The 11,438-nt window shown below is 70.7% G+C and carries 9 protein-coding genes; 8 read left to right on the forward strand and 1 reads right to left on the reverse strand.

From position 1 onward, the window contains the following. Nucleotides 1-161: 161 nt before the first annotated feature. Together ACFQSB_RS23530 and ACFQSB_RS23535 are read left to right on the forward strand one after the other, a co-directional pair. A complete protein-coding gene (locus ACFQSB_RS23530) occupies nucleotides 162-1,238 on the forward strand; it encodes a DUF2855 family protein (protein ID WP_354927827.1) in 1,077 nt (358 codons plus the stop codon). Nucleotides 1,239-1,355: 117 nt separating this feature from the next. Next, nucleotides 1,356-2,075, forward strand: a complete 720-nt coding sequence (locus ACFQSB_RS23535) for a DUF2306 domain-containing protein (protein WP_354851740.1) — start codon at nucleotides 1,356-1,358, stop codon at nucleotides 2,073-2,075. A gap of 253 nt (nucleotides 2,076-2,328) precedes the next feature. Here ACFQSB_RS23535 and ACFQSB_RS23540 read toward each other — a convergent pair whose 3' ends face one another. Continuing rightward, nucleotides 2,329-3,675, reverse strand: coding sequence for an extracellular solute-binding protein (locus ACFQSB_RS23540; RefSeq protein ID WP_380829105.1), 1,347 nt, complete (start codon nucleotides 3,673-3,675; stop codon nucleotides 2,329-2,331). A 660-nt stretch (nucleotides 3,676-4,335) separates the two neighbouring features. On the opposite strand from ACFQSB_RS23540, the gene ACFQSB_RS23545 reads away from it, so the two are divergent. The 6 genes from ACFQSB_RS23545 (at nucleotide 4,336) to asnB (ending at nucleotide 11,391) form a co-directional block, all read left to right on the forward strand. Continuing rightward, on the forward strand, nucleotides 4,336-5,925 hold the full coding sequence (locus tag ACFQSB_RS23545; protein WP_380829107.1) for an FAD-dependent oxidoreductase: 1,590 nt from the start codon (nucleotides 4,336-4,338) through the stop codon (nucleotides 5,923-5,925). A 146-nt stretch (nucleotides 5,926-6,071) separates the two neighbouring features. Next, the gene (locus tag ACFQSB_RS23550; RefSeq protein WP_380829108.1) at nucleotides 6,072-7,319 is read left to right on the forward strand and encodes a cytochrome P450 family protein; all 1,248 of its coding nucleotides are present in this window, start codon (nucleotides 6,072-6,074) and stop codon (nucleotides 7,317-7,319) included. Nucleotides 7,320-7,443: 124 nt separating this feature from the next. Further along, nucleotides 7,444-7,953, forward strand: coding sequence for an SRPBCC family protein (locus ACFQSB_RS23555; protein ID WP_354851733.1), 510 nt, complete (start codon nucleotides 7,444-7,446; stop codon nucleotides 7,951-7,953). 16 nt (nucleotides 7,954-7,969) lie between these two features. Continuing rightward, entirely contained in the window at nucleotides 7,970-8,515 is a 546-nt protein-coding gene (locus tag ACFQSB_RS23560; protein ID WP_380829110.1) for a dihydrofolate reductase family protein, read from the forward strand. Between the two features lie 81 nt (nucleotides 8,516-8,596). Further along, on the forward strand, nucleotides 8,597-9,478 hold the full coding sequence (locus ACFQSB_RS23565) for an LLM class F420-dependent oxidoreductase (protein ID WP_380829112.1): 882 nt from the start codon (nucleotides 8,597-8,599) through the stop codon (nucleotides 9,476-9,478). A gap of 50 nt (nucleotides 9,479-9,528) precedes the next feature. Beyond that, entirely contained in the window at nucleotides 9,529-11,391 is a 1,863-nt protein-coding gene (asnB, locus tag ACFQSB_RS23570) for an asparagine synthase (glutamine-hydrolyzing) (RefSeq protein WP_380829114.1), read from the forward strand. Nucleotides 11,392-11,438 lie beyond the last annotated feature (47 nt).

Raw genomic sequence — 11,438 nt, forward strand, 5'->3', positions numbered from 1 at the left:
GTGCGCGGCGGAAAAGGGAGGCCGCAATCCAGAAGATGCGCCGTGTGAAGCCCGCGGAGAACGATGTGGCGGTGTGGGCCGCGTGCCCATCCCCGCGGTGTCCCGGTGCCCCGGTCCATCGGCGACCGCCGGCCCGCGCGCGACGAAAGAAGGAGATGGCTGTGTCTCACCCCGACAGATGGGATCTGGTCTACAAACGCGACGATCTGACGGTGAGCGAGATCCGGGACGCGTCCTCTCCTGGCCTCGAGCCGGGCCAGGTCCGGCTCGCGCTGGAGAACTTCGGCCTGACGGCCAACAACGCCACCTACGCGCGCTTCGGTGAATCCGACATCCCCTTCTTCGACGCCTTCCCCGGCCCGGAGGGATACGGCCGCGTGCCCGTCTGGGGACACGCCAGGGTCGAGGAGTCCCGCCACCCGGAGATCGCCGTCGGCACGCGCTATTACGGCTACCTGCCGATGTCCACCCACCACGTGGTGGCCCCGCAGGTCACCCCGCGCGGCTTCGCCGACCTGACGCCGCAGCGGCACTTCCTGCACCCCTGGTACTGGCACTTCGAGCTGGCCGCGGAGCCCGACGCGCTGGACGAGCGGCGCACGCTCATCCACCCGGTCTACCCGGCGGCCTACAACCTGGCCGACATGCTCCAGCGCCAGGCCGGGGCGGGCGTCGGCACCGTCGTGCTGACCAGCGCCTCCAGCAAGGTGGCCGTCGGCCTGGTCGAGGAGGCCGCCGCGCGCGGCCTCGGCCTGACGACGGTCGGCTTCACCTCGGCGCGCAACGCCGCGTTCGTCGGCGGCCTCGGCCTGTACGACACGGTCGCCTCCTACGAGGACCTGTCGTCGGTGTCCATCGACGGCCCGGCCGTGTTCGTCGACCTCACCGGCGAGGCCACCTGGCGGCTCGCGGTCGCCGACCGGTTCGCCGACAAACTGGTCAACACCACGCTCATCGGCTTCACTCACCCCGGCGCGCAGGTGCCCCCACCGGCCGGCCTGCGCGGCCCCGCGGCCGAGGTGTTCTTCACCCCGGCGGTGGAGTGGGCGGTCGCCGAGGCCGAGGGCCCGGAGAACTACTACGCCCGCTACGCCGCCTCCGAGGAGCGCTTCCTCACCAGCACGGCGTCGTGGCTGACCATCGAGCACGCCCAGGGACCCGAGGCGATCGTCGAGGTCTTCGGCGACGTGCTCGCCGGCAAGCAGCCGCCGGACCTCGGCTACGTCCTTCGCCCCTAGGGCGCGCCCCGCGCCGGCGGGACCGCGGAGAAACCCACCGCGGCGCCGGCGCGGCCACATCGGGGGGAGAACCTCAGCGGCTCGATGCCGGGCCTCGTCAGCAGGAGGAATACAACCGTGACACTGGATACCGACAAGGCCGGCGTCCCCACGGGGCTGGCCGACCCGCCGCCCCGCCCGCAGGCCCCGGCCGCCGCTTCCCGCACGCCCACGTCATGGTGGCGCCGGCCCTGGATCGCCCCCCTGCTGGCCGTCGTCGTGACCTACCTGGTCTACCAGATCTCGCCGTACGTGCCCGAGAGCAAGGCGCCGACGCCGCCGCACGACGGCTTCCCCGCCTACTACCCGCTGCTCGTGGTGCACATGATCTGCGGCACCGTGGCCATCCTGACCGCGTGCTTCCAGGTGTGGCCGTGGCTGCGCAAGAAGCACCCGGCGGTCCACCGCGCGAGCGGCCGCCTGTACCTGGCGGGCGCGGTCATCGGCGGCATCGTCGGCCTGATCCTGGTGCCCTTCGCGCCGCCGGTCGGGCAGATCGGCGTCGCCGCCGCGACGAGCCTGTGGATCATCTTCACCGTGACGGCGGTGATCTGGGCGCGCAAGGGCCGCATCGACCTGCACCGCCGGTTCATGCTCTACAGCTTCGCGATCATCATGAACAACATCTGGGGCGTGCTGATCGTCAACGTCCTGATGCGGCTTCCGTTCGAGGTCGGGTTCACCTACATGCTGGAGGCGGCGCGCTGGACCGGTTGGGTGTTCAACCTGATCCTGGTGCAGATGTGGCTGTACCACACCGAGGGCCGCAAGATCGGCGTCCCGGCCGGGCGCTCCTAGCCCGAGGCCCGACCCGCGATCGTCGACCGCCGAACGGCCGGCAGGGAACCCCCTGCCGGCCGTTCCGCACGTCCGGCACCCATGACGCGAAACGCCCGCGAACCGGACGCCCGCGAACCCCGACGCCCCTGCGTCGACCACCTGAGCCGGAACGCCTTCGCGCTCGCACGCCCCGGACGCCGAACGGCCGGCGGTCCTCGTCGGACCGCCGGCCGTCCCGCCGCGGGAGGGCGGATGAAGCGAAGGGGGTATCTCAGCTGTCGATGAGCGTGCAGTGCGCCGGCCGCGGTCCGTTCACCAGACAGCGCCGGCCGTACTCCGCCAGCAACTCCTCGGCCTCCTTGGCCGCCTGGGTGAAGCGCTCGACCGGGTCCGCGCCGAGCGCCATGATGTCCTCCAGGGCGTACATCATGGCGTGCTGGATCTGCGCGAAGTGCCCCACGATGGGCGTCTCCGCGCCCGGCACCCCCGTCGTCGAGTTCAGCTGCTCAGTGGTCACCCGGTGATACGGGTGCTCGTCGTACCAGCCCTCGGCCTCCAGCAGCGCGGCGGCGGCGTTGGTGACCGGCGCCGAGCCGTACACCTTGTGCCATTCGGCGGCGTTGCGCGGGTTGTTGAGGTACTGCATGAAGGCCAGCGCGCCGTCCTGGGTCTCCTCGTCGAGGCCGTCGCGCAGCCAGATGCCGTCACCGCCGATCCAGTTGCCGGCGAGGGGGTACTCGGCGTTGTACGGCGTCGGGGTGACCGCGACCTCGAAGCCGTGCTCCTGGCCGGCCTTGACCATGTACGGGGCCTCGAAGGAGGAGCTGAACCGGAAGACGACCCGCTGCTCCCTGAACGCCTGCGCGCACCCGGCCCAGTCCTCGAGCTTGCCGCTGTGCAGGAAGTGGCCGTCCCGGTGCAGGCGCGACCACCACAGCACGAAGGCCATCATCTGCGGCGACAGCAGGTCGACGGACGTGGCCCGCCCGTCGCGGCCGTTGCCGGCGTCGGTCAGCAGGCCGCCCTGGTGGGCGAGCATCTGCTGGAAGAACTTGCCGTCGTTGGCCCAGCTGATCCGGTGCGGAGGGGCGTCGTCCATCCGGGCGATCGCCGCGCAGGCCGCCTCGACCTCCTGGAAGGTGCGCGGCACCTCCTGGATCCCGGCGGCGCGCAGCAGAGTGAGGTTGGTGTACATGTGCATCGTCGACAGGGTCACCGGCATCGCCGCGAAGGTCCCGTCGATGGTGTAGAAGTTCCGGCCGGCGATGACCATGTCGTCCAGCACGACGGGCTGGCCGAGGATCTCCGTGCGCCCGGCGATCGCCTTCTCCACCGAGGTGAACAGCGGCCTGCCGTCCTTCGTCAGGGTGTCGCGGGCGAGCTGGGTGGCGCCGCTGTAGTAGGAGGCGATGGTCGGCGGGCGGCCCTCCTGCGCGGCCTGGGCGACGTCCGCGGCCAGGTTCTGGAAGTAGGAGCTGCCCACGTTGATCTGATAACGCGGGTAGAGCTCTTCGAACTCCCGTGCCCGCTGTTTGATCGGCTCCAGGAAGTTCGGGAAGGTGTATCCGGAGAACCAGGCGTCGATGACGATTTTCCCGGAGCGGTCCGCCTCACTCACGTGCTCGTCCTTTCGTCGGATTAACGGCGGTGAGAACCCGCGCAGCCTGAACGGCCCGGCCGCCTTCCGTGCGGCGGCAGGGTCGTGCGAGAGGTCGGGACGGCCTTTTCCGTCAAACGCGGCGCGTCGGCGTCCAAACCCCCATGCTGCCCCCACCCCGAAACCCCCGCATCTCGCCCCTTGCGCTTTCTGTGTTTATCGGCCTCGCTCCGCTCGGCGGGCTTGGGGCGCCTTTGAGGCGGCGCCGTTCGTCGTCGTTCACGAGCGCTCGTTCCTCGCACTCGCTCTCTCCTCCTCACAGCACCGCCGCGCCCCAAGCCGGTTTTGGGGCCGATCCGTTCCGAAGCACTCGGGGGTGATTCGGGGAGTGGAGAGCCCGCCGAGCGAAGCAAGCCCATAAACACGACTCGGCCCCGAAACCCGGCTCGGGCGCGGCGGTGCTCTGAGGAGGAAGGAGGGTGAGGAACGAGCCCGGATGACGACGAAGAGCGCCGCCTCAAAGGCGCCCGAGCCCGCCGAGCGGAGCGAGGCCGAACAACACAGCACATCGAAAGATGCAGTGGGGATTCGGCGGATAGCAGGCTTGGGGAAGCCGAGCCGACCATGACTCGGCCGGGCGATGGCGTCGACGCCGCCCGGCCGCCACTGGAGGAACGAACAATGACCGACCTGCAGAGTCACGGCCATCCCAACGGGGCCGTCACCGCCGTCTCCTCCGAGGCGTTCACGGCCGGCGGACAGCACCAGACCGTTCTCGGCGCGTCCACCATCACCCGGGACGACCCCCGCTACGACAGCATGTTGCGTGGCACCAACCACCGGTTCGTCGGCAGCCCCGACTACGTGCGCGTGGTGACGACGACCGAGCAGGTGGTGCAGGCGGTGGACGAGGCGGTCGCCTCGGGCAGGCGCATCGCGGTCCGCAGCGGCGGGCACGGCCTGGAGAACTTCGTCGCCAACCCCGAGGTCAAGATCCTGCTGGACATCTCGGAGATGACGGCCGTCTACTACGACAGCGGCCGCCGCGCGTTCGCCATCGAGTCCGGCGCGACCCTGGGGCACGTCTTCCGCGTCCTGTTCAAGGGGTGGGGCGTCACGATCCCGGCCGGGATGTGCCCCGAGGTGGGCGTCGGCGGGCACTTCGCGGGCGGCGGCTTCGGCCCGTTGTCGCGCAGCCTCGGCGCCGTGGTCGACTACCTGTACGCCGTGGAGGTCGTGGTGGTGGGCGAGGACGGCCGGGCCCGGGCCGTCATCGCCACCCGCGAGCCCGGTGATCCGCACCGCGACCTGTGGTGGGCGCACACCGGCGGTGGCGGCGGCAACTTCGGCGTGGTGACCCGTTACTGGATGCGCAGCCCGGACGCCCTCTCCTCCGATCCGGCCGAGCTGCTGCCGAAGGCGCCGGCGGCGACCCGCAGCGGCCTGGCCATCTGGTCGTGGGAGGGGATGTCGGAGGAGGGCTTCACCACGCTGCTGCGCAACTTCGGCACCTGGATGGAGAACAACAGCGCCGCCGGCACGCCTGAGGCGAAGCTGTTCCCGTACTTCCACGGCACGCACAAGGACACCCCGCCCGGCCTGATGGTCGGTGCGCTCATCGACGAGGGCGTGCCCGGCGCCGAGGCGCTGATGACGGCCTTCCTGGACGAGGTGGCGGCCGGGGTGGGCGTGGAGCCGGCGATGCGGTTCCAGGAGGTCCAGCCCTGGCTGTACGCGGCGTCCTATCCCGGTTACGGCGACCCGGGCAACCCGGGCGTGCGCCGGTTCAAGATCAAGGCGGCGTACCTGCGCAAGGGGTACAGCGACGCGCAGATCGCCGCCGTCCACAAGCACTTCACCGGCGAGGTGTACAACCCGGCGCAGGTGCTGCTGGTCGGTTACGGCGGCCAGGTGAACACCGTCGCCCCCGACGCCACGGCGACCGCGCAGCGCGACTCCATCCTCAAGGCGGCCTATCTCGGCGCCTGGGCGAGCGAGGCGGACGACGACACGAACGTGGGCCTGATCAGGGACCTGTTCCGCGACATCTACGCCCACAGCGGCGGCGTGCCGGGGCCGGACGAGCTGAGCGACGGCGCCTACATCAACTATCCCGACGCCGATCTGGCGGACCCGGAGCTGAACACCTCCGGCGTCCCCTGGCACACCTTGTACTACAAGGACAACTACCCCCGTCTCCAGCAGGTCAAGAAGCGCTATGACCCGCGGAACGTGTTCCGCCACGCGCTGTCCATCAGGCTCCCCGAATAGCCGTTCCCTCCCAGGCCGGGGCCCCGCGGCTCCCGGAAGGGCGCGACGGCCGGCCGTCCCGCGGCGGCCGGAAGCTCCCGCCCGTCCCGCCCACGGGTGCCCGCGCACCCTGATCAGCTCTTCCGAACCAGATCTTGGAGTCACTCATGGAGAGTCGCTGCCCCGTCGCCCTGGATATCACCGGCAAGGACATCCACGCCGAGGCCGAGCACCTGCGCTCGCTCGGCCCGGCGACGCTGATCGAGCTGCCGGGCGGTGTCACGGCGTGGGCGATCACCGACTACGAGACGCTGCGCAAGGTCCTGACCGACACGCGCGTCACCAAGAGCGCCCGCGCCCACTGGCCGGCCTTCACCAACGGCGAGATCCGGCCCGACTGGGAGCTGATCAGCTGGGTCGCGATGGACAACATCTCGACCTCGTGGGGCAGCGACCACAAGCGGCTGCGCCGTCTGGTCGGCAAGGCGTTCACCCCGCGCCGCATCGAGGCGGTCCGGCCGCTCATCGTGCAGCTGACCACCGAGATCCTCGACGCGCTGGCCGCCACGCCGCCGGGTGAGGTCGTCGACCTGCGCCAGCAGTTCGCCTACCCGCTGCCCGCCCGCCTGGTCGCCGACATCATCGGCATGGACGAGACCGCGCTGGCCAAGACCGCGCCGGTCATCAACATGATGGTGGACACCACGGTCAGCCCGGAGGTGGCGCACGGCATCCTCATGGGCTGGCGCGACGCGATGTCGGAGTTCATCGCCTCCAAGCGTGCCAACCCGGGCGAGGACATCACCAGCGACCTGATCGCCGCCCGGGACGACGAGGACGGCGGCAAGCTGACCGAGGGCGAGCTCACCGACACCATCTTCGCCATCCTGGGCGCCGGGTCGGAGACCACGATCAACTTCCTCAGCAACGCGGTCACCAACCTGCTCACCCACCCCGACCAGCTCGAACTGGTGAGGTCGGGGGAGAAGTCCTGGGACGACGTGATGGAGGAGGTGCTGCGGGCCGAGGCTCCGCTGGCCAGCCTGCCGCTGCGCTTCGCCGCCGACGACGTCGATCTGGACGGCGTGCTGATCCGCAAGGGCGACCCGATCCTGGTCAACTACCTCGCCGCCGGCCGTGACCCCAAGCTGCACGGGGAGAGCGCCTGCGAGTTCGACATCACCCGCGCCGACAAGGAGCACATCTCCTTCGGCTACGGCCCGCACTACTGCCTGGGCGCCGGCATCGCGCGCCTGGTCGGCGCCATCGGCCTGTCCACGCTGTTCGAGCGCTTCCCCGACATCAACCTCGCCGTCCCGGCCGAGGAGCTGCAGCCGCTGCCCACGTTCATCATGAACGGCCACCGCAGCCTGCCGGTCCGCCTGCACGCCCGGGTGCCGGCCGAGGCGCACTGACCCCTCTCACCGCACTGACCGCACTGACCGCACGCCCGTGGCCGGCCTCCCGGCCGCGGGCTTCGGCCCCGCCCCCGCACCCGGCGACAGGCCACCCTCCGCACCGCGACAGGAAGGAAAGCACGTGACCGAGACCACGACCACCCCCACGCCGACTCTGCAGGAGGTGTCGATCACCCGCGTCTTCGACGCGCCGCGCGAGCTGGTGTTCGACGCGTGGACGGTCGCCGAGCACTTCACGCACTGGTGGGGTCCGGAGGGCACCACGGCCCCGCTGTCGGAGATCGCCATCGACGCGCGGCCGGGCGGCCACTGGAAGGCCCTCATCGTCATGGAGGCGACCGAGGAGACCGAGCGCGCCGAGCAGCCCTTCTTCGGGGTGTACCGCGACCTGGTGCGCCCGGAGAAGCTGTCGTTCACCCTCGGCGACCCGCTGGACCCGGAGTTCCTGGAGCGCAGCGCGCAGGGCGAGGGCGAGGAGCTGGTCAGCGTCACCTTCGCCGAGCGCGACGGCGGCACCGAGATGCGCTTCCTCCAGGTCGGCTACCTGCCGGCCGAGACGGTGCCGCTGGCCGTCGAGGGCTGGGGCAGCTTCTTCAACTGCCTGGACGCCTACCTCAAGACCAAGGTCTGACGGGGCGGAGGACGCCGTGCGGGAAGTGATCCTGTCGATGTTCGTGAGCGTCGACGGCTACGTGGAGAACGCGACCGGCCAGCAGGACTGGAACATCGACGTCTTCGACGACGAGATGGAGCGCCACGTCGAGGAACAACTCGACGCGGCCGACACCCTGCTGCTCGGGCGCAGGACCTACGAGCTGTTCGCGCAGGCGTGGCCCGCGGAGACCGGCCGGGTCGCGGACAAGATGAACGGCATCGCCAAGGTCGTCTTCTCGCGGACCCTCCAGAGCGCCGCCTGGCGCAACACGCGGATCGCCGCCGGCGACGTCGCCGAGGAGATCGCCGGGCTCAAGCGGCTCCCCGGCAGGAACCTGCTGATCTACGGCAGCGCCGCGCTCGCGCGCGACCTCATGCGGCGCGGCCTGATCGACGAGTACCTGCTGTGGGTGCATCCCGTCGTCCTCGGCGAGGGCAGGCACCTGTTCGAGGACTTCAAGGACCGCGTGGACCTGAAGCTGGCCGGCACCCGGGTCTTCGACACCGGGGTCTGCATCCTGCGCTACCGGCCGGCGTGAGCCACCCCGGGCCGCCGGCCGGCCCGCACCACCCGCGAGAACACCCGCGAGAACGTTGTCACAGAACCTAGGGAGACCGGCGTGAAGGTTGGCTTGGAAATCGGGGACTTCTCCTGGAAGGGCGGCTCCGCCCGGGTGGCGGACACCCTGGTGGAGATCGCGCAGTCCGCCGACGACGCCGGGTTCTCGCTTCTCGGCGTGGGCGACCACGTGTGGCAGGGCCCGCACGCGGGCGGTCCCGAGGCGCCCATGCTCGAGTGCTTCACCACCCTCACTCTGCTCGCCGCGCACACCCGGCGCTGCCGGCTGGCCCCCATCGTGGCCGGCGTCCACTTCCGGCACCCGGGCGTGCTGGCCAAGACGGTGACGTCCCTGGACGTCCTGTCCGGCGGGCGGGCGATGCTCGGCCTCGGCGTCGGCTGGTACGAGGACGAGGCGCTCGGCCTCGGCATCCCCTACCCCTCCCTCGCCGACCGCTTCGCGATGCTGGAGGAGACGATCCAGATCTGCCACCGCATGTGGGACGGCGACCGCGGCGACGAGCGGCCCTACGAGGGCGAGCACTACCGGCTCGCGCGGCCGCTGAACCTGCCGCAGAGCATCACCCGGCCGCACCCGCCGATCCTCATCGGCGGCGGCGGGGAGAAGAAGACCCTGCGCCTGGTGGCCAAGTACGGCGACGCCTGCAACCTGTACCCCGGCCCCGACCTGCCGCACAAGCTGGACGTGCTGCGCGGGCACTGCGAGGCCGAGGGGCGCGACTACGACGCCATCGAGAAGACGGTGATCTTCCCCTTCGACGTCGGCGACGACGGCGCCGGGGCCGGTGACCTGGCCGAGACTCTGCGCGGGCTCGCCGGGCTCGGCGTGGACACCGCGATCGGCATCATCGGAGGCCCCGAGCCGGTCCGCCAGGTCGAGATCATCGGCAAGAAGGTCGTCCCGGCCGTCGCCGACGCCTAGCCCGGTCCCTGCCGTTCTGTAGCTGCCTACGTGGAAGGAGCGCCCGAGACATGTGCGGAATCGCTGGGTCCATGGCCCTCCGTGACGGCCGTGCCATCGACGAGCCGGAGCTCGCGCGGATGACCGGGACGCTGGCCCACCGGGGGCCCGACGCGGGCGGGACCTTCTTCGACCGGGGCGTCGCCCTGGGGTTCCGGCGCCTGAGCATCATCGACCTGCACGGCGGCGACCAGCCGATGTTCAGCGAGGACGGCCAGGTCGCGCTGGTGTGCAACGGCGAGATCTTCAACCACCGCGCGCTGCGCGCCGAGCTGCAGGCCAAGGGGCACCGCTTCCGCACCGACTGCGACGTCGAGGTCCTGGTCCACCTCTACGAGGAGGAGGGCCCGGACCTGCTGCGCAAGCTCAACGGCCAGTTCGCCTTCGCCATCTACGACCTGCGCCGGCGCCGGCTGTTCCTGGCCAGGGACCACGTCGGCATCCTCCCGCTGCACTACGCGCGCACCGGCGACCACTTCGTGTTCGGCTCGGAGGCCAAGACCGTCCTTGCGCACCCCGGCGTCGGGCGCGAGGTGGACCTCACCGGCCTTGACCAGGTGCTCACCTTCCCCGGTCTGGTCAGCCCGCGGACCATGTTCCGCGGCGTCAGCAGCGTGCGCGCCGGCCACTACCTGCTGGTCGAGGACGACGAGGTCCGCGAGGTGCGCTACTGGGACCTGGACTTCCCCCTCAAGGGCGACGCCCCGCCCGCCCGTCCGGACGAGCACTACGTCGAGACGCTGCGCGAGCTGCTGGGCGAGTCGGTGCGGCGCCGCCTGCAGGCCGACGTCCCCGTCGGGTTCTACCTCAGCGGCGGGCTGGACTCCTCGCTGATCGCGGCGCTGGTCGGGCGGACGACCCCACCCTCGCACTCCTTCTCCATCACCTTCCCCGACGCCGCCATCGACGAGTCGGCCTACCAGCGGCTCATGGCCGAGAAGGTGGCCTCCCGCCACCACGAGGCCGAGTTCCACGCCGAGGACATCACCGGCGAGCTCCAGAGGATGGTCTGGCACGCCGAGTGCCCGGTGAAGGAGACCTACAACACCTGCTCGCTGGCCCTGTCGGCGCTCGCCCGGCGCAACGGCGTCAAGGTCATCCTGACCGGTGAGGGCTCCGACGAGCTGTTCGGCGGGTACGTCGGCTACCGGTTCGACCGGTTCGGCCGGGGCGGCGGCGGAGGCGGCGGCCTGGACGAGGCGCTCGAGGACGACGTGCGCAGGCAGTTGTGGGGCGACCCGGGCCTGTTCTACGAGCGTTCCTACAACGCCTGGCGCGAGTCGAAGATGGACATCTTCTCCGAGGGCGTGCGCGAGCGGTTCGACGACTTCGACTGCCTGCGCCACCCGCTGGTCGACACCGACATGCTCGCCGGCCGCGACCGCCTGAACCAGCGCTCCTACCTGGACTTCAAGCTGCGGCTGTCGGACCACCTGCTCTCCGACCACGGCGACCGGATGTCGCTGGCCAACTCGGTCGAGGCCAGGTACCCGTTCCTGGACATCGACGTCATGGAGTTCGCCACCACGGTGCCCGCGCACCTGAAGGTGAACGAGGCGGGCGAGAAGTACGTCGTCAAGCAGGCCGCCCAGGGGCTCGTGCCCCCGGAGATCATCGCCCGGGAGAAGTTCGGCTTCCGGGCCCCGGGGAGCCCCCACCTGCTGCGGCGCGACGTCGAGTGGATCAACGACACGCTCTCCCACGAGCGCGTCAGGCGGCAGGGCTTCTTCGACCCGGCCGTCGTGGACCACCTCAAGGCCCGTTACCTGCGCGAGGGATTCGACGTCCACCCCCACCTGGGGGACGACCTGCTCCTGGTCGTCCTGACGTTCGGCATCCTGCTGGACACCTACGGCCTGGCCGACCACGCATGAACCCCGGGGGGCGGATCGGACGAGCGTCCCTGGCAGAGAGGAAGGAA

The sequence above is a fragment of the Sphaerisporangium rhizosphaerae genome (assembly GCF_042665155.1).
GTDB classification, from domain to species: Bacteria; Actinomycetota; Actinomycetes; order Streptosporangiales; family Streptosporangiaceae; genus Sphaerisporangium; species Sphaerisporangium rhizosphaerae.

Coding starts and splice junctions, on each gene's coding strand:
- ACFQSB_RS23545 (WP_380829107.1), top strand. CDS start 4,336: ATGACCGACCTGCAGAGTCACGGCCATCCCAACGGGGCCGTCACCGCC.
- ACFQSB_RS23550 (WP_380829108.1), top strand. CDS start 6,072: ATGGAGAGTCGCTGCCCCGTCGCCCTGGATATCACCGGCAAGGACATC.
- asnB (WP_380829114.1), top strand. CDS start 9,529: ATGTGCGGAATCGCTGGGTCCATGGCCCTCCGTGACGGCCGTGCCATC.